We start from the raw sequence: 18958 nt of genomic DNA, 5'->3' as shown, positions 1-18958 counted from the left end.
GGTGTATTTTTCTTCCTGCCAATATTTAAACTTTTATCACTCCCATTTCTTCTAAAATCTCAACGGCCTTTAACGCGCTTAATTCTTTGTCTTTTATTTCCAGCATAATATCTACATCCAGCCCGTCGAGTTGTTGAATAAAATCGCGGAAAAGATCTTCTACGATGCTGGCGGTATGTTTGCCTTTGCGCTCCCCCGGCGACTGCGAGGAATAATCCATCATCATTATGCCATCTTTTTCCTGCCAGGTAGCGGCGGCCAGGTGCAGAGCCTCCGTCATGGTTTCGCCGTTATTCAGGCATTCGTGGTGAAAGTTATCGAATAAAATGGGAATACCGGTTTGCTCGTGAATTTCCAGGCAATCGCTTAAGCTGTACGAGCGGTCGTCGTTTTCAATTACCAAACGTTTACGGACATTTTCGGACAGTAAAAAATAATTTTCTACAAAACGTTTTATAGCGGCTGGTTTGTCGCCGTATACGCCGCCCCCATGAATTTGCAACTTTGCCGTTTCGTCGAGCTCCATTATATCCATAATGGCACACTGGTATTCTAATTCGGCAAAACTATTGTTTAAAGTAGTAGTATTCGGCGAGTTGATCACCACAAACTGATCGGGGTGCATGGAAATCCGCATTTGGTGCGCTTTTATGTAACGACCCAAAGCTCTTAAAGTACCCTGAAAGTGAGTTTGCCAATTATAGGTATTTACCGGGTGCGAGGCAAAAGGCACCATATCGGAGCTCATCCGCAGAAAAAGCAGATTATGCTTTACATTATATTCCAGGATTTTTTTTAAACAGGCAAAATTATTGGCGGTAGTGGAAATAAGGCGTTCTTCGGAATAAGAAGCCAGCCGGAAGGTAGTGGCCGGCGTACAGTCCATTCCATTGTTAATGCACGGATACCCAATTTTCATAAGGTGTTTTATTTAAATAAGAAAGTTTAGTGGTTTAACAAACGCACGATCCGAGTTTTGGTTAAAATTTCTAATTTAGCTTACGTAAATAATGCTGGGTAAACTCTGTAAAGATGGGTATAATCTGGCCGGATTATTCAGGATGTTTATAACCTTGGTTGTGATCCAGAAAAAGGCTGTCGTATTTTTGCTGAGCCGCTCGGTCGCGTTTTCCTTTTTCAACTGCTGCTTTTTCGTCCAGTATGGCCTGTAGTTTACGCCGGTCCCGGCCTTCTTTCGAGAGCTGGTCGTAAATAAAACTGATGGGATTGGCAATGGAAGCCGGCGGAGGCGTGAACACTTTTTCTTCGTAAAGCGGTTTGGGAGGCGCCGGTTTAACTACTGCCCGTGGCTCGGGTTTTTTCTTTTGGTTGCGTAAGTAACGGTTTACCTTTTCATAATCCGGACCAATGGTTACTTCAATTTCCTGCAGCATTACATTGCCTTCTTCCAGGTTAATTGTAATAGTAGTTTCGTCGGGGGTGCTGCTAGTAATGGGGTACATTTTGGTTATGTAACCCACCGACCGGAAATAAAGGGTATCGCCGGGCAGCGTCGTAATCCGGAACTGGCCCAACTCGTTCGTAATGGTTCCGCGCCATAGCCGCTTACTGATAACCGTGATATTAGCCAGTGGTTTTTTAGTAGTAGCGGCTACTACCGTACCATTCACTTGAATATTGGTGCTTTGTTGAGCGCACGCGCGGCCGGTAACAAATAAGCCTAAAACCAGAAAAACCAAAAAAAATAAAAACTGACGCTGCATACAAAGCAAAATATAGCTAATTACCTACCAGATGCAAAAAAGAATGATAAAGTAACTCTCTAATTTAAAATTTTCTAAATATCCTTTTTTATCGCTATAAAAGCAAAAGCACTTTCCAGGTTCAGAGCAGAGTTTAAGCCTTTGCCGTGCGTTATACTTCGATGCCTAAATGCAGATTTGGTTTAAAGACTTTAAAAATATTATTCTAATTATTCTCATTATTTTCTTTTTGCCTTTGGTTGCATGCCGTTTACAAAAGTTTAATATTTTCTTGGTGGGTGCCTACCTAAATTCTTGATTTGTGTGTTAGAAATTTAATTGAAATCAAGTAAGGAGAAGATATAGGTTAAAAACAAAAAGGCTTGTACTCCGGGAGTACAAGCCTTTCTAGTTTAAAAAAACGTATTAAATTAGTAAGAACCGGTTGTTCCACCAGTAGAGCCTCCGGCGGTAGAGCCACCAGCAGTTGTTCCACTACCAGCAGTTGTGCCGCCAGTACCCCCATCCGTTCCAGTTGTACCGGTTGTAGTGCCGGCAGTTGTGCCACTGGTAGTACCGCTGGTAGATTCACCAGCTGTTGTACCGCCCGATGTGGTTCCGCCAGTAGTTCCAGCGGTAGTAGTACCGTCGGTAGTGCCGCCAGCGGTAGTTCCGGCATCACCGGAAGTAGAAGCTCCCATATCGGAGCCAGCACCCATACTGGAATCACTGCTCATCCCACTTTCTGAACCGGTACCAGTTCCGGAAGTATCCGTACTTTCCGTTGATTTATTCTGGCTGCATGAAGAAAATGTTAACGCGCCTGCGCAACATAACAGCAACATTGCCTTTTTCATAGTTTTTGATTTTTAAGTTTAGTGTTTGAATTTAGAAGTAACTCTTTGTTTTGATTCTAGGCTTCTTACGCAATTTATTTTGGCAGGTAAGAAATATTACAATAAAATTCGCAATTTTAAGTATTTATACGGACAATTGTCCTGCTAAATTCACAAATAAAGAATGTTTTACTTAAAATAATGGCAATGAATATGGCTGGTTACCCAACGATTAATTTTGCTTGATTTATCTTTTTACCCAAGCCACAGAATAGAAATCAGCCCTTTTAGTAAAATTATTAAATATAACTTTATCGGGGAGGCTTTTTGCCCGTTGAGTTAAAAAATAAAAGAGCTTACCTAGTTCTTATCCAAATTTAAAAAATCAGAAATTAGAAATAAGAATAGGAGACTTACTATTTACTTTATTCATAAGACTTACCATAAAATCTATTTTGGAGGGACTACTGATGGAAATGAAGAGCTAATTAGATAACACGTCTAAGTTTAACCTATCCTTAGTTGGAATACATTTAAATAAATTCAACCAAAGTCGAGCTAAGAAAAAGTTTTGAGTTGCACCTTTAAATTTTTTGTGCATTCCATTGCAAATTCTATTCAAGTCTGATTGTAAGTTGTGTTTAGGCTTTCTGTAGTTCAAATACGGTTATTTCAGGTAAAAACCCTACCCGCCCCGGATAGCCTAAAAATCCTAGCCCGGTGTTTACGTAAAGGTGTTGCATGCCTTGTTTATACAGACCGGCCCATTGTTTATATACGTACTGTACCGGGCTCCATTTAATGCCTGAAACATTTATACCAAACTGCATGCCGTGCGTGTGACCCGCTAACATCAAATCAATGTCGGGGTATTTTTGATTTACCTCCCCATCCCAGTGCGATGGGTCATGCGACAGTAAAACTTTAAAAGGTGATTGCTCCGTACCCGTATAAGCTTTCGCCAGGTTCCCGTACCGCGGAAAATTCATGCGGGTGCTCCAGTTTTCAACGCCGAGTACCGAAATGTGCTGCCCATCTTTACGGATGGCTACGTTCTCGTTCAGGAGCAAGCGCCAGCCAATTTCGGCGTGGTGCTTAGCCAGAGTTTGAAGATTTTGGCTTTTTGCTTCCCGGCTTTCCCAACTGACATAATCGCCATAATCGTGGTTGCCAAAAATGGAGAAAATTCCATCTTTAGATTTAATCTTTTGCAGTGTAGGAATATGGGGTACTACCTCAGTTGCTACGTTGTTTACGAGATCTCCGGTAAAGAAAATTAAATCGGCATTTTGTTTATTAATTAACGCCACTGCTTTCTCCAGAGGATGCGTCGAATTAAAACTACCCGTATGTAAATCCGAAATCTGTAAAATTTTATAACCGGAAAAAGCGCTGGGTAAATTAGGGAAACGCAGCGTTACCCGCTTTACCTGGTATTGGTAAGCGCCCCGTACCATGCCGTAAATAAAAGCAGTAAGCGGAATGGCGCCGGCAATTAAAGCTAATTTGTTTAAAAACTCACTACGCGTAATTTTATCTACTTCGGAAGTAGTGGTTTCCGGACCTTTAAATAAATAAAACACAATAAATTTCAACAACCGCATGGCATCATCTACCAGCAGAAATAAAATCACGGCTAACTTACTGGCAAATAAAATAAAAACGGTACTAACTAGGTAAGTGCGAAAAGGAGTAGGAGGGGTGCCGCGGGTAAGACTAAATAAAAGAATAGTACCCGACGTAATTAAAAATAAGGCCCAGTAAATGATATAAATTATTTTTTGGGTGCGAATAGAAGCATGTTGCGTTACTGTCCGGATGGCCTGAAACACGTACCAGTCGACGACAAATACTAATAAAATGGCAGTAGCTATAAATAAGAAACGTTGCATCGTGTAAGGAAATAATAAATGTAAGTGTATGATTTAACCAAGAATAGCCCGAAAAGTTGAGTTTTTAGCTTCTAATTACTCTAAAAAAGCACTGTTTTTGCCTAAATAAGGTTTCTCTTGCAAAAATATTTATGACAATCACAGACACTCTTAACCACTACGGTCAAGTTCCATCACTCGCCATCAAAAGCTGGGCCGAAGAAGACCGTCCCCGCGAAAAACTACTTCTAAAAGGCAAAGCTGCCTTAAGCGATGCGGAATTAATTGGAATTTTAATTGGTTCGGGCACGCCGAAGCTCACCGCGGTAGATGTAGCCAAATTAATTTTAGCAGCTGTCAGTAACGACCTGAATGAACTGGCCAAATTGTCGGTAAAGGATTTAATGAGGCATAAAGGCATCGGCGAAGCCAAAGCTATTAGTATTGTAAGTGCCCTGGAATTAGGGCGCCGACGGAAAGAAACCGCTGCCGCTGCCCGTACCACTATCACTTGCTCTACCGATATTTATAATTACATGAAGCCACACCTGCTGGATTTGCCCCACGAAGAGTTCTGGATTATTTTATTAAACCGGGCGAACGTGATTATGAAAAAAATACCGGTAAGTATGGGCGGAGTAGCCGGTACGGTAGCCGATCCCAAAATTATATTTAAACACGCCATCGAGCATTTGGCTAGCGCCATTATTCTGGTCCATAATCATCCCTCCGGGAATTTAAAGCCCAGCGCCGCCGATATAGCTTTAACTAAAAAAGTAAAAGAAGCCGGCGCTTTGCTCGATTTACCCATTCTCGACCACCTTATTTTTGCCGACCAATCGTACTACAGCTTTGCCGACGAAGGACTTTTGTAGTTGGTTGCAGGTTACAAGTTGCAGGTTGGAAAGTTGAAAGGGTAAAAGGTTGTAGAAGTGGATAAACTTCTATCCGGAAGACGCAATAATTTGCGTCTTTTTTGTTTCTGCTAGTTTAATTTTTTGAATTTTAACAAGTGTACTGGTGTAAATCTGTCTTTCAGCCAAGCTTGCCGCAATCCCTGAATACTTATTCAGAGACATTATATTCAGCGTACATCATAAATTAGCTACGCAGCTAAGGCCGCATCTTCTCCCCTGTTTTAGGGAAGATGCCCTTCAGGGCAGACGGGTTTACCAGATTCTGGTTATATTTGTATTCTTCTAAATTGTATTGCTATGTCCAAACCGCTCCGCCTGATAGTTTTGCTTGGCCTGGTTATTATTATTGGTTATTTTCTCAAAGAGGCTGTATTCAGCGACGACGCGTACCTGGCGAGTATTAAAAAAGGACGCATAGAAAAAAATCAAAGTTTTAAAAGCTCGTCTTCCCCTTTAGAAGAAGCCGAAAGAGTTACTTTTGATAGTTTGAATTACTTTCCCGCCGATCGTAAATTTCAGGTCGATGCCGATTATGAGCCATTGCCTAAACCGGATACGATTAAAATTCCCATGACTACCGGCAACTCCGAAGCGTATTTACGATTTGCCAAGGCTCACTTTAACCTCGATGGGCAACGGGTAGGACTTACCTTATTTTTGAAGGCAAATGCAGAAGATTCTACTTTTTTTGTGCCTTTTACGGATAGAACGAATGGCTCCGAAACCTACGAAGGTGGCCGTTTTATGGATATTCCCAAGCCGGCTCCCGGCGAATCTATAATTACTTTAGATTTCAATAAAGCTTATAATCCCTTCTGCGTGTTTAATTACAATTATAGTTGTCCTATTCCTCCCGCCGAAAACCGGTTGCCTATCGCGGTACGGGCCGGCGAAAAGAGTTATGCCAAAAAATAAATTAACCGGTAATAATTCTAAATTATCTAAATTTGTTTTTTAATACGGTCAATAGTTCGCGGTTCACAAACCATAGCTTATCAACTATCGACCGTGGACTATTGACTAGCGACTAAATTTACATGCTGATTTCATACGACTGGCTACAAGAATTAATTCAAATAAATAAACCGGCTGCTGAAGTGGCAGCCTTACTTACGGGTGCGGGCCTGGAAGTAGAAGGACTTTACCCGTACGAACGGGTAAAAGGCGGTCTGCAAGGCATTGTAATCGGCGAAGTATTAACCTGCGAAAAGCACCCGGATGCCGACAAACTACGCCTGACTACGGTTGATGTTGGAGGTGAAACTCCCAAGCAAATTGTGTGTGGCGCGCCTAACGTGGCGGTGGGTCAAAAAGTGGTGGTAGCCACCGAAGGAGCAACTTTATACCCTTTCACCGGCGAACCTTTCCAGATTAAAAAATCTAAAATCAGAGGCGCGGCTTCCGAAGGAATGATTTGCGCCGAAGATGAAATTGGTTTGGGAGAGTCGCACGCCGGTATTATGGTGCTGGACACCGATTTACCGAACGGTACTCCGGCTGCCCAGTATTTTAATTTGCAATCCGATGAGATATTTGAAATTGGCTTAACTCCTAATCGGGCCGATGCCGCTTCTCACCTGGGGGTAGCCCGTGACGTACAAGCGCTTTTACGAGTACCTTATACTTTACCCAATGTAGATAGCTTTCAAATTAACACTACCAGCCGCCATATTTCGGTGGAAGTGTTAGATTCGGAAGCTTGTCCGCGTTACGCGGGTTTAACTATTTCGGGGGTAAAAGTTGCCGAATCACCAGAATGGCTAAAGCACCGGCTGCGAGCTATTGGTTTATCACCGATTAACAATGTGGTAGATATTACTAATTTCGTGTTGCACGAACTCGGGCAACCCATGCACGCTTTCGATGCCGATAAAATTACGGGTGATAAAATTATTGTGCAGAAAGCCAAAGAAGGAACCAAGTTTGTTACTCTGGACGGCGTGGAACGCACCTTGCGCTCTACCGACCTGATGATTTGCAACGCCGAAGAACCTATGGTAATAGCCGGAGTGTTTGGCGGCAAAAATTCGGGCGTTACCTCTGAAACTACTACCATCTTTTTAGAAGCTGCTTATTTTCAGCCGGCCTCTATCCGTAAATCCTCGCAAATTCACGGCATTAAAACGGATTCATCGTTCCGGTTCGAACGCGGTACCGACCCGGATAGGGTAATTCTGGCTTTGAAACGCGCCGCGCTTTTGGTGCAGGAAATAGCCGGCGGAGAGGTAAGTTCCGAAATAGTAGATGTTTATCCGCAGCCAGTGCAGCCGTTTACGGTAAAAGTAAGTATTGCCCGGATAAACCAATTAATCGGTCAGCCTATTGGTCAGGAACGCATCAAAGAAATTTTAACGGATCTAGGCATTAGTATTACCGAAGAATCAGAAACAGAACTGGCGCTTTCGGTGCCGCCTTTTAAAGTAGATGTGCAGCGCGAGGCCGATATTGTAGAAGAAATTCTCCGGATTTACGGGTATAACAATATCGCACTTTCACCTAACTTGGCTACGAGCTACTTGGCTAAATTCCCGAAGCCTGACCCGGAAGTAATTAAACAAAGCATGGGTCAGATGCTGGCCGGCGCTGGTTATTCCGAGATTATTACCAATTCGCTTACCAATTCAAATTACTACGAAGTTGCTGGCGGAGAGCCGGATGCCTCTTTGGTGCGCATTGTGAACTATAACAGCGCCGATTTGGATGTGCTGCGCCAGACTTTAGTGTTTTCGGGATTAGAAGTTTTGCGGCACAACATGAACCGCCGGCAGAAAGATTTAAAATTTTATGAGTTAGGTAAAGTGTATGTTAAAGCGGGAGATAAATATCAGGAAAAAACGCAACTAGCGTTATTTGTGACGGGCAACGCCACCGCCGAAACCTGGCAGCAAGCCTCGCAAAAAGCAACTTTTCACCAATTGGCTGGGGTGGTGCAAAATCTATTCACAAAACTTACCCGCGACCAAATGAACGTACAACCGGTAGAGCATCGTTATATTAAAAATGGAGTAACTTATTACCGGAATGAGGTGCCGATGGTGCAGATGGGATTGTTAAACGAATCTATTACGAAGAAGCTGGATGTAAAGGAACCAGTATGGTATGCCGAGTTAAACTGGGATTATTTGATCCGGAATTATTCGAATAATTTGGTAGCCGAAGAATTAGCCAAATTCCCGGAAGTACGCCGCGACTTATCGCTGGTAATTGATAAGAATATTACCTTTGAGCAGATTAAAACCATTGCCTGGCGCACTGAGCGCAAATTGCTGCAGCAATTAAATGTATTTGATGTGTACGAAGGCGATAAAATTGAGGCCGGTAAAAAGGCCTATGCCATGAGCTTTATCTTGCAGGACAAACAGCAAACCCTGACTGATAAAGTAATTGACAGTACCATGAACCGGTTAATGCAACAATTTGAACGACAATTAGGAGCTGTAATTCGAAAATAGTATGAGTACTGGTCAGGAGTTAGAACAGATAGCGCTTTTAGAACAGCGAATAACGCAGTTAATCGCTAGTTATCATTCCGTGCGGGAAAGTTTGGACCAGGCCCGTTATATTATTCATAACTTACAGACAGTAATTGATACAAAAGACGAAGAAATAAAAAATTTTCAAAATAAAGATAATATTTCTAAAATTGTAAATACAATAGCAGCAGAGCCTGCCCAGTCGACAGAATTAAAACTTAAAATAAACGAGTATATTAGAGAGATTGATAAGTGCTTAGCTTATCTAAGAGATTAAACCTGGTTGTTTAACCGGAATAAATAAATTGTTTGTTGTTGAATATAAAGAAAGTAAGCATTCAGTTTTAAACCAAACACTTTGCCCTGACTGACGGGCGAAAAGAACAGGCAACCCAAAAACAACCAGTAAAACGCAACGGAATGAGTGAATTGTCTATAAAAATAAGAATAGCGGATCGCGATTATCCAATGCGGGTAAATGAGGAAGAAGAAGAAAGACTACGGGCCGCGGGCCGAATGCTCAACGAGCGCCTGAAAGCGTTTCGGGAACAATTCGGTACTGCGGATAAACAAGACTTATTGGCCATGGTTGCTCTGGAAACCTTGGCCGATAAAATACATTCGGCGCAAAGTAAAGCGGAGAATGAAAGCACCCTGGTCGATAAACTTACTCATTTAAACAAGCTTTTAGCCTCTCTTAAATTAGATTAGCGAGTTTTGCCACTTGTCCTTTTCTTGTTTATTTACCGGTTGTTACCCTGTTAATGGCGGCCTATTGCTATAATTTTTTAATAAACCCTAAAAATTATAGTTATGTCTACTACTCTTTATATTATCATCACGGCTTTGGTGGCGCTCGGCGTGGGCGTTTACATTGGCCGGGTGTTATTAAACCAGGTGTTTAAGAAACACCAGGATGCTGCCCGCGAAAAGGCCAAGCTCATTATTAAAGAAGCTGAATTGGATGCCGAAAGCATCAAAAAAAATCGTATTCACGAAGCCAAAGAAAAATTCCTCAGCCTGAAAGCCGAATTTGAAGAAGATTCAAACAAAAAGAAACAAATAATTATTCAAAACGAAGCTAAAGTTAAACAACGGGAACAACAGGTAAATACGCAGCTCGAGCAGATAAAACGCAAGGAGAACGAATTAAATATTTTAAAAGAGCAACTAGCGGTTCAAGCCGAAGGTCTAAAAAAACGCAAAGAAGAAGTAGAAAAAGAACACCAGTCAATTATCGGGCAACTGGAACATATTGCCAACTTATCCGCCGCCGAAGCCCGCGAGCAACTCGTGGAAACTCTGAAAAATGAAGCTCAAATTCAGGCCTCATCTTACGTGAAAGATGTAGTAGCCCAAGCCAAGCTTACTGCTTCGAAAGATGCGAAAAAAGTGGTTCTGGAAACCATTCAGCGGACAGCCGCCGAGCACGCCATTGAAAACTGCGTATCCGTTTTTAACATTGAATCCGACGACGTAAAAGGTAAAATTATTGGCCGGGAAGGTCGGAACATCCGGGCTTTGGAAGCCGCTACCGGGGTGGAGATTATCGTGGATGATACTCCGGAAGCCATTATTATCTCCGGTTTTGACCCGGTTCGCCGCGAAATTGCCCGTTTATCGTTGCACCGTTTAGTTTCCGATGGGCGTATTCACCCGGCCCGGATTGAGGAAGTAGTAGCGAAAACCAAGAAAAACATTGAAGAAGAAATTGTAGAGATTGGGGAGCGGACTATTATTGATTTAGGTATTCACGGTTTGCATCCGGAGTTAATTAAAATGGTTGGCCGTATGCGCTTCCGGTCATCGTACGGGCAAAACTTACTGCAGCACTCTCGCGAAGTAGCCAACCTGTGCGCCACTATGGCCGCGGAATTGGGCTTAAACGTAAAACACGCTAAACGCGCCGGCTTGCTCCACGATATTGGTAAAGTAACCCCCGATGAGCCTGAATTGCCGCACGCTATTTTAGGGATGGAGCTGGCTAAAAAATACAAAGAACATCCGGATGTAGTAAATGCCATTGGTGCCCACCACGATGAAATGGAAATGACCGCCATGATTTCGCCAATTGTGCAAGCCTGCGACGCCATTTCGGGTTCACGCCCGGGTGCCCGCCGCGAAATAATGGAATCGTATATCAAGCGTTTAAAAGAATTGGAAGAAACCGCCGTAAGTTTTGAAGGCGTAAACCAATGCTACGCCATCCAGGCGGGTCGCGAACTCCGCGTAATGGTAGATGCCGATAATGTAACCGACGAACGCGCTCAGCAACTATCATTTGATATTTCGCAAAAAATAGAAAAAGAAATGCAGTACCCCGGCCAAATAAAAATTACGGTTATCCGGGAAATGCGTTCCGTGAGCTACGCGAAATAAGTTAGATTTAAATTTTAGTGAAGCCCTGCTTTTTTCTTCGAGAGCAGGGCTTTTTTATTGTAGAAAGTTAGTGTTGGTAAAGTTTCTTCTGCTCGGACTATCTGCCTGGATAGCCAATTGTTAACTGGTTAACATATCCAGAAACCTGCTGTACTTAACTAGCACCAGTTGTTTGCTGGAAGAGATAATTAGTAAAAGCGGCAAAATTCAAATATGCAGTTTAGTAGAAAATACCGGTTTGTTTAGCCTGTAACAGACTTGCAGGTAATACATTATAACGGTAGTCTATGGACTAAACTCCTGAATATTTTGAAAATTAAATGTTTGTAAATAGGTGGATAACGGTTGTATAAAAATTGTATAAATAGGAACCTTAGGATAGAGGCCGGTTGCGATTTTAGTTGCAAGTTAGCAGCGTGATAGAACCGTTAAATCGTCTGCCGCTATGAGAAATACTTATCGATTTTTGAGCATTTTAGTGGGTTGTGCCTGGTTATTATCAGGATGTTCCTCGGTGTATATGCCTAATGTACCCAACACTCCCATGTTTACCCAAAAGGGCGAAATTAGCGCGGGAGGGCACGCGACCCTTAAAGGAAATTTTAGTATTAATGGCGCCTACGCGGTTTCAAATCACTTTGGCGTCATGATGAACGGTTCCCGGCTAAATAACCACCGCAAGAAAGAAGATTTCCGGCATAACTTGTTTGAAGTAGGCGGAGGTTATTTTACCAGCTTTGGTACAGATAAAAACAGGGTGCTGGAAGCGTATGCCGGTATTGGCCGGGGTAGTAGCGACCGCACCGAAAAACAAACCGGTGCCGAAGAAATAACTACTTACAATCGGATATCGGGTAACTACGACAAATACTTTCTGCAGGTAAACTTTACTTCTAAAAAGAAAAAAGATTTGCGCCTATTCGGGAATAGTTTTCCGCTTAATTATGGTACTGCTTTGCGCATGAGTTACATAGATATGTACCGCCACGTACGCAACGGTGAAATAAAGCCAACCGAAGATAATATATTTGTAGAACCCATTTTTTACACCCGTTTGGCCTTTAGCCCGGCAGTACAGTTGCAATATACCAGTGGGGGTAATTTTGGTCTGAAAAACCGGAAAGCTTTAACAGCGGGTTATTCGGTGTTTAGCTTAGGTTTGGTAATTAACATTTGGGGCCGAAATTCCAGTAGGTAGTTTAATAGAGAGAGTGAAGTAAACTAAAATCCGCAATGCTGGGATAAAAAGCCTATATCTATTGTTCCTCGGCGAGAGCAGCTTGCTTTATTCGTGCAGTTAGCAACAGTTTATCAGCCTAAAGCTGCTTTAAAATAATGGTAGCTTCTTTAATTGGCAGCTCACTAAGAAATGTTTATTTACTAATTTTCTTTAACTCGTTCGCCACTCGCTGGATAACACCTGTCCAATCGCTGGCCTCCGTTTGCCGGAAGAGCCGCATGGTAGGGTACCAGGGACTGTCGTTTCGGTTAACCATCCAGCGCCAATCAGCTTCGAGGTGCAGCAACGTCCAAACCGGTATACCTAAAGCTCCCGCCAAATGCGCCGGCATAGAATCAACGGTAATCATTAAGTCTAAGCCTTTTACCAAACGAGCATAGTCCGAAAGATTAAAATTGCCCGGATAAATACCCGATTTGCCATCCCAGCCATTGGCAGGGGCATCGGCCTGCAGGATATACAGTTGAATACCACTTAACTCAGCTAAAGGCGCCAAATAGGAAAACGGAATGGATCGGCGTTCATCCCAATCGCCTGCTTTCCAAACGAGTCCCACTTTGGTTAGTCCGTTATTGGGAGAAAGGTGAATGGAGTCTACGTGCAAATAGGGAGATTGAGCAGGAATGGTAGCTAGGGTAGTTCGGAAAACATGCGGCAGTTCCATGATTTCTACATCTACTTCGTAAGCAACTTCGGGGGTACCATCGTGTAAGGGTAAAAGTTGGTTAATGCCCGGTACCGTTTCTAAAAGCGGTATCAAAGGTGCCTGAGCCCACACCATTACTTCTTTGGCCATTTCCTTTAATAATGGCACGTACCGGATAAACTGAATGGTATCGCCTAAACCATGGTAGCACCTTACGAGCACCCGTTTGCCGGCGAGCGGAGTACCGTCCCAAATATATTGAAAATGCCGGGGCCAATGCCAGCAGGGTTGGCCGACCCGGGCTTTCAGGTCTTTATCACTTTTTTTCCAGGCTTCTTCAAACGCCCCGTGGCGCATGTGATACATCCACAAGTCGGTAAGGGCTTCCTGAACTTCTTGACTCATTCCGTTATTTAATTAAAAAATTTAACCATTTACCCGTTAAGGTGAAAATTGGCTTTTTAAGCATAACGGCGCATCATCGTAACGCAAAAATCGGCGAATTCTTCTATGTTTTGCGGTGGGCTGGTATGGTGTGGCTGAATTCCCTTCGATTCCGGTGTAAAGCAAAAAGTTACCGTTAAATCGAATTCATCCAGCTTTTTCATGACATGATCAAACCATACTTCGGCGTTGGGTCTTAACCAGTCGGCCCAGCTTAAGCCGGTTCGCAAACGTTTTACTCCTAACTTCCGCAGCCAGTTAATAGCATCATCCAGGCGGTGGTCCTCAAAATGAAACCATTGACAAATACCAAATTCCGGGGTAAAATCGGAGAAGTGCTTTAAAGCGAGCTTCGGCGAGCCATCTTCCCGCAGCAAACCCATATGGAAATGACGGTAATAAGACGAACCTTCGGCTTCGCGGTGGCGGGTAGTAGCCTCCCAGTTGCGCGGTAAATCGTACAGGCTATACCAATGCGCCCGGTCTACCCGGCCTAACAACAATTCAGCAGTACGACGTAGCCCAAACTCTTGCACTTCTTCGGCGCCAAAACTAGAAATTCCCACTTCGGTAACCCACACGGGTAAATGCGTAACAGCTTCAATTTCGGCAATTTTAGCTGGCCATTCATGAATTTGCCAAAGGTTCCAGTCCAGCGGGAAGCCGTGCACCGCTACGGCATTTAAATTTTCTAAGGTGCCGTAATTTATTAATCGTTGAATAAAAAACGGGTCGATGGGAGAGATACCACCTAAAACCCGTAAAATAGCGGGCTTTTCGGCTTTAACGGCGGCAGCGGCTAATTTAACCATTTCGCCGTAAATGCGCCATTCGGGGTCGAGCAAAGGATCCCAGTGTGATTTATTGTTTGGTTCGTTCCAGAATTTAACTGCTTCAATCATAAAGTACAAGTAGGTCTATTTAGTTACCGGATACCCTGTACGGGGTTAAGGCCGGTCGGTTCGGTGCGGCGGCAAATATAATTTACTTTTTCGGGATGCAAGTTAATTTTACCACCAAAGGTATTCTGCCTAACGTTTTTAAAATCTCTTGAAAAATCCGTAATGGATTATAAAACAAAATGCCACCCCCTAGTAGAGTGGCATTTTGTTTTTACAGAGGAAAGTAAGTTACTGAAACAGGGTTACTTCGTCGGTGGTGATTTTATTACTTGAATGCAGTTGCTTATCTACAATGTACACTTCAAATTTTACCACATCGCCTACCACAAAATTCCGGCCCGGTCGAATAATAAAGCCATAATTTAAATCACCTTCCAAAGGCCCGGTACGACCATCCGGCGCTAAAGGAAAAAAACGACCGTTTAAACCTCCCGCGCTCGGAAATTGAAATTCCTCAAACTGACCGTTTCGCTTAATAAACATTTTGATAAAGTAATTGTAAAAAAACTCTCCCTGTGGTACAACAGGCCCATTAGGAACAAGTGGCCCGGAGGGATTAAAGGGTGGTTGGTTATCGGCATCGGTTAATCCTAAATCCCCGTCCCCATCTTCAAACCGGATAATAACCACCACAGAATCTTTTGGCTGACCGTTTTCGGTGAAATGGTACGGCACCACCTTTTTAAAACTTATATTTGGCTCAATGGGAAATTTGGGTGGGTTATGACAAGAACCCAACAGGCCGGTAAAAAGCAAGAGCAAAGAAAAAACAGATAAAGTATTTTTCATTCTAAGTAAGTAGTACGTTTTACGCTGTAAAGTATACGTTTAAACTAAGTTATCGCCTAGTTATTTAAAACTCTTAAAGACTATTCTAATTTTAGTAAAATACTAAATTAAGCTTAAAGACAGTTACATTTACTAAATTTTTAACGATCGAAAAGGGTAATTGTTTTACCGCCGCTTAATGGATTTTAAACAAAATTTTAAGTATCAACTTCATTCTCAAATTCCTGCGAGTAAAAGTGATTTTGAAGAACGAGCCTTAACCTTATTTCAGTACCAGGTACGCCATAATGTGGTTTACCAGGCTTATGTTAACGGATTACGAATTAAGCCTGAAAGAGTAAAATCTCTAGCCGAAATTCCTTTTTTACCCATCGAATTCTTTAAAACGCAAGCCGTCCAAACGGGTACTTTCACGCCACAAACCATTTTCCGGAGTAGCGGCACTACCCAAACGGAACGGAGCCGCCATTTGTTACCGGAGGTAACTTTTTATCTCCATAACACCCAATTGCTATTCGAGAGTCAATACGGATCACTTGCCGATTACGTGTTTTTAGCTTTGTTACCCTCTTATATAGAGCAAGGAAACTCGTCTTTGGTTGCAATGGTCGATTATTTTATGCAAAAATCTGGTCAGGCGGAACCCGGATTTTTCCTGCATGACCAAAATGCTTTGTTGACGGCATTACAACGAGCCAAACAGAGTGGCAAAAAAGTAGTTTTATTTGGAGTAACTTATGCGCTCCTCGACTTAGCCGATTTTGTTCAAGAGAATCATCAATCCAGCTTATTTCAGGAAGTAATAATTATGGAAACCGGGGGCATGAAGGGCCGGCGCCGGGAAATGATCCGCCGCGAATTACACGCTTTATTGCAGCAAGCTTTCGGGGTTCATTCCATTCATTCGGAATACGGCATGACGGAGTTGTTGTCGCAGGCTTATTCCAAAGAACGGGGAGTTTTTTATTGCTCACCTACCATGCAAATTATATTGCGTGACCCAAATGATCCTTTAGACCGAAATTCTAGCTTAAAAACCGGAGGTATTAATATTATCGATTTAGCCAACGTAGATTCCTGCGCCTTTATCGAAACGAAGGATTTAGGAAAACAGCACCCGGACGGTTCTTTTGAAGTACTGGGTCGTTTTGATAATTCGGATATTAGGGGGTGTAATTTATTGGTAAGTTAGTTATTAAGAGTGTTTATGAAAGTAAGATACTTGTGGTTTTTGATTTTCTTAATCTCATGTGGAGAGACTAAAGTGCTGAAAACAGTTAACTGGAAAGGAAATACTATCACATGGGAAGTTTTAGATGGAGGAGCCACCACTTCCTACCTTTGGAAAATAATGTTCTCTGAAAAAGGAGAAAGCAGTAAAGACCTGATTTTTAGATCTTACTCGACTCCTTACGTAGGTGACATTGAGGTACATCAAGATAAACTACTCATCCTTATTCCTGACTTTAAGAATAAAGTAAATGACACAATTGCTATCAATCTCAGAGATGTAGAAGAATATATTGACGAGCCAGTTGATTATAAACGGAATGCTTTGAAAAACAGCAATAAGTACTATAAAGAACCTAATTTTGTAAAAGAAGACAGAGAATATTATATAGCTAATGACCTATTATAAAATTTATGTTTATTTAATAGTCCATGCGTAACCATTGTTTGCTTCAGGCTTTGCATGTAAGATGCCGTTAATTAAAGTTTATTTGTATAAGACATCCTTAACCATTAAATAATAAAGTCCTTCAAAAGAAATTATTTGCAGTAAGGCAAAATAGAATTCTCCTGAAGGACAATTATGATAATAATTTTATTATTGTAATAATAGTAACAACTTACGTTCAAACGCTAAAAACTAAGAAACTGCCGGGCGGGCAAAGGAGCGGGCATCTTCTTCTGATATTTCGTCGTCGCTCATAATTACCAGGCGTTCTACCACATTGCGCAGTTCCCGAATATTACCGCGCCAGTCTAGTTGCTGCAGGAAGGTGAGAGCCGCCGGAGTAATGCGTTTGGGTTTGGAACCATAATCGCGGGCAATGTCGGCCAGAAATTTTTGCACCAAATCCGGAATATCTTCGCGGCGTTCGTTTAAAGGCGGTACGTGAATAAGAATAACGCCCAAGCGATGGTAAAGGTCTTCCCGGAAGTTACGTTCTTCAATTTCTCTCAGCAGATCTTTATTGGTAGCCGCTACCACGCGCACATCTACCGAGATTTCTTTCTCGCCGCCTACCCGGGTAATTTTATTTTCCTGCAGCGCCCGCAACACTTTGGCCTGGGCCGATAGACTCATGTCCCCAATTTCGTCGAGGAACAGGGTACCGCCGTTGGCTTGCTCAAATTTACCAATCCGTTGTTTTACCGCCGAAGTAAAAGAGCCTTTCTCGTGCCCAAACAATTCGCTTTCGATGAGTTCACTGGGTATAGCGGCGCAGTTTACTTCAATCATTGGGCCGCTGGCCCGATTACTTTTTTCGTGCAATTGGCGGGCTACCATTTCTTTACCCGCGCCGTTCGGGCCGGTAATTAATACGCGGGCATCGGTTTGGGCTACTTTATCAATAGCGCGACGCACTTTTTCCAGGGCCGGCGAGTTGCCCACCATTTCAAAGTTTTTCGAAATTTTTTTCTTTAAAACTTTAGTTTCCGTAACCAAATTAGCTTTGTCCAAGGCGTTCCGTACGGTTACCAGTAAGCGGTTTAAATCCGGTGGTTTCTGCAGAAAATCATAGGCGCCTTTCTTAGTGGCATCTACGGCCGTATCAATGGTGCCGTGAGCCGAAATCATAATAAATGGTACATCGGGGGCTACCTCCCGGGCCCGTTGCAGTACTTCCAGCCCGTCCATTTTGGGCATTTTTATGTCGCACAGTACTACGTCGTATTTATTCTTGCCCAGTTGTTCTAAGCCAATTTCGCCGTCGGCAGCTTCATCAACCGTGTAATTTTCGTATTCCAGAATTTCTTTAAGAGTGCTGCGAATGCTGCGTTCGTCATCTATAATCAGGATTTTAGGCATGTTAAGGGTCTGTGAATTTGTTTCTATTAACGTATAAACTATATAAAACAGATATAGATCAACTAAACCTGATTTATTAGCTAAATTTAGATGTTTAATTTCTTAAAATAAACGTTGGCTAACCGACAAATGAAATAAGTTGCAAATTCTCTGCTATTTGCAATTGTCTTTTCACTTTCGTTAATCCTTAACAGATATCCGGAACAAGAATTACGAAGCCAGCCGTAACTTTCTTTAGCTTGTAAATAGGCAACCGATTATTCCTTAATCGCTATTTTAAACACGATTTTTCTAACTTTTTCGGCAGTTGCTAATGGCGCGTGCGTGTCTTCGGGGTAAAAAATTACAAAATGCTGCGCGGGAACTTCCAGCCACACGCGGGGTTGGTCGCCGTAAAAAATAACGTCGCGCTCAGGCGTATAAGGTTCCGTTACGTTTTGACAGGCAGCAATATCCTGCCAGCCCATATAATCGGTGCCGGCCAATACCACCTGAATATCCAGGTAACGCCGGTGCGATTCCAAGCGCGCTTGTTCCCGGCCGCCAAAACCAAAATCATCCGAAAGAAGAGCAAATACTTCCTCGTCCCGCAACGCATGTTTACCGGTAGCTAATTGGGTTACATCCTGATTTTTTAAAAAATCAAAAGCTAGGGCAAAATCAGGGTGCAAGGCATGGTAGCGGGAGGCATTATTTAAATGGTCAAAAATCATAGTTTTGT

At 42.7% G+C, this 18958-nt stretch carries 18 protein-coding genes; 9 read left to right on the top strand and 9 right to left on the bottom strand.

Features of this window, described 5'->3' with window-relative positions; translation table 11 throughout:
• Positions 1 to 25: 25 nt before the first annotated feature.
• The 4 genes from uvsE to AHMF7605_RS12265 all read right to left on the bottom strand — a co-directional run bounded on the left by uvsE (position 26) and on the right by AHMF7605_RS12265 (position 4431).
• Positions 26 to 919 carry a UV DNA damage repair endonuclease UvsE gene (gene uvsE, locus AHMF7605_RS12280; RefSeq protein ID WP_106929734.1) on the bottom strand — a complete coding sequence of 298 codons (894 nt, stop codon included), beginning with the start codon at positions 917 to 919 and terminating at the stop codon, positions 26 to 28.
• Positions 920 to 1052: 133 nt separating this feature from the next.
• Positions 1053 to 1724 (bottom strand): carboxypeptidase-like regulatory domain-containing protein, encoded by a 672-nt coding sequence (locus AHMF7605_RS12275; RefSeq protein ID WP_106929732.1) that lies wholly within the window; start codon positions 1722 to 1724, stop codon positions 1053 to 1055.
• Positions 1725 to 2134: 410 nt separating this feature from the next.
• On the bottom strand, positions 2135 to 2560 hold the full coding sequence (locus tag AHMF7605_RS12270) for a hypothetical protein (RefSeq protein ID WP_106929730.1): 426 nt from the start codon (positions 2558 to 2560) through the stop codon (positions 2135 to 2137).
• A gap of 620 nt (positions 2561 to 3180) precedes the next feature.
• On the bottom strand, positions 3181 to 4431 hold the full coding sequence (locus AHMF7605_RS12265) for a metallophosphoesterase (protein ID WP_106929728.1): 1251 nt from the start codon (positions 4429 to 4431) through the stop codon (positions 3181 to 3183).
• 131 nt (positions 4432 to 4562) lie between these two features.
• On the opposite strand from AHMF7605_RS12265, the gene radC reads away from it, so the two are divergent.
• From radC to AHMF7605_RS12230, 7 genes are all read left to right on the top strand, one after another.
• Positions 4563 to 5285 carry a RadC family protein gene (radC, locus tag AHMF7605_RS12260; protein ID WP_106929726.1) on the top strand — a complete coding sequence of 241 codons (723 nt, stop codon included), beginning with the start codon at positions 4563 to 4565 and terminating at the stop codon, positions 5283 to 5285.
• Between the two features lie 339 nt (positions 5286 to 5624).
• The gene (locus tag AHMF7605_RS12255; protein WP_106929724.1) at positions 5625 to 6242 is read left to right on the top strand and encodes a DUF1684 domain-containing protein; all 618 of its coding nucleotides are present in this window, start codon (positions 5625 to 5627) and stop codon (positions 6240 to 6242) included.
• A gap of 122 nt (positions 6243 to 6364) precedes the next feature.
• On the top strand, positions 6365 to 8779 hold the full coding sequence (gene pheT / locus AHMF7605_RS12250) for a phenylalanine--tRNA ligase subunit beta (protein ID WP_106929722.1): 2415 nt from the start codon (positions 6365 to 6367) through the stop codon (positions 8777 to 8779).
• A gap of 1 nt (position 8780) precedes the next feature.
• The gene (locus tag AHMF7605_RS12245) at positions 8781 to 9077 is read left to right on the top strand and encodes a hypothetical protein (RefSeq protein WP_106929720.1); all 297 of its coding nucleotides are present in this window, start codon (positions 8781 to 8783) and stop codon (positions 9075 to 9077) included.
• Between the two features lie 143 nt (positions 9078 to 9220).
• Positions 9221 to 9511, top strand: a complete 291-nt coding sequence (locus AHMF7605_RS12240) for a cell division protein ZapA (RefSeq protein WP_106929718.1) — start codon at positions 9221 to 9223, stop codon at positions 9509 to 9511.
• A 102-nt stretch (positions 9512 to 9613) separates the two neighbouring features.
• Positions 9614 to 11179, top strand: coding sequence for a ribonuclease Y (gene rny, locus AHMF7605_RS12235; protein ID WP_106929716.1), 1566 nt, complete (start codon positions 9614 to 9616; stop codon positions 11177 to 11179).
• A gap of 445 nt (positions 11180 to 11624) precedes the next feature.
• Positions 11625 to 12377 carry a hypothetical protein gene (locus AHMF7605_RS12230; protein ID WP_106929714.1) on the top strand — a complete coding sequence of 251 codons (753 nt, stop codon included), beginning with the start codon at positions 11625 to 11627 and terminating at the stop codon, positions 12375 to 12377.
• A 175-nt stretch (positions 12378 to 12552) separates the two neighbouring features.
• Here AHMF7605_RS12230 and AHMF7605_RS12225 read toward each other — a convergent pair whose 3' ends face one another.
• The 3 genes from AHMF7605_RS12225 to AHMF7605_RS12215 all read right to left on the bottom strand — a co-directional run bounded on the left by AHMF7605_RS12225 (position 12553) and on the right by AHMF7605_RS12215 (position 15200).
• Positions 12553 to 13470, bottom strand: a complete 918-nt coding sequence (locus AHMF7605_RS12225) for a glycosyltransferase family 9 protein (RefSeq protein WP_106929712.1) — start codon at positions 13468 to 13470, stop codon at positions 12553 to 12555.
• Positions 13471 to 13526: 56 nt separating this feature from the next.
• Positions 13527 to 14411 (bottom strand): glycoside hydrolase 5 family protein, encoded by an 885-nt coding sequence (locus tag AHMF7605_RS12220; protein ID WP_106929710.1) that lies wholly within the window; start codon positions 14409 to 14411, stop codon positions 13527 to 13529.
• 228 nt (positions 14412 to 14639) lie between these two features.
• On the bottom strand, positions 14640 to 15200 hold the full coding sequence (locus AHMF7605_RS12215) for a hypothetical protein (RefSeq protein ID WP_106929708.1): 561 nt from the start codon (positions 15198 to 15200) through the stop codon (positions 14640 to 14642).
• 178 nt (positions 15201 to 15378) lie between these two features.
• Between AHMF7605_RS12215 and AHMF7605_RS12210 the strand changes: the two genes are divergently transcribed.
• Complete coding sequence (locus AHMF7605_RS12210; protein ID WP_106933442.1) at positions 15379 to 16392, top strand: acyl-CoA synthetase family protein; 1014 nt, start codon at positions 15379 to 15381, stop codon at positions 16390 to 16392.
• Between the two features lie 15 nt (positions 16393 to 16407).
• Complete coding sequence (locus AHMF7605_RS12205; protein WP_106929706.1) at positions 16408 to 16839, top strand: hypothetical protein; 432 nt, start codon at positions 16408 to 16410, stop codon at positions 16837 to 16839.
• Between the two features lie 231 nt (positions 16840 to 17070).
• Here the strand turns inward: AHMF7605_RS12205 and AHMF7605_RS12200 are convergent, their stop codons facing one another.
• Complete coding sequence (locus AHMF7605_RS12200; protein WP_106929704.1) at positions 17071 to 18237, bottom strand: sigma-54-dependent transcriptional regulator; 1167 nt, start codon at positions 18235 to 18237, stop codon at positions 17071 to 17073.
• 257 nt (positions 18238 to 18494) lie between these two features.
• Positions 18495 to 18950: a YhcH/YjgK/YiaL family protein gene (locus AHMF7605_RS12195; protein WP_106929702.1), complete on the bottom strand. Its 456-nt coding sequence runs from the start codon at positions 18948 to 18950 to the stop codon at positions 18495 to 18497.
• Positions 18951 to 18958 lie beyond the last annotated feature (8 nt).

It is taken from the genome of Adhaeribacter arboris, assembly GCF_003023845.1.
Lineage (GTDB): Bacteria > Bacteroidota > Bacteroidia > Cytophagales > Hymenobacteraceae > Adhaeribacter > Adhaeribacter arboris.
This window is presented reverse-complemented; position numbering and strand designations above follow the sequence as displayed.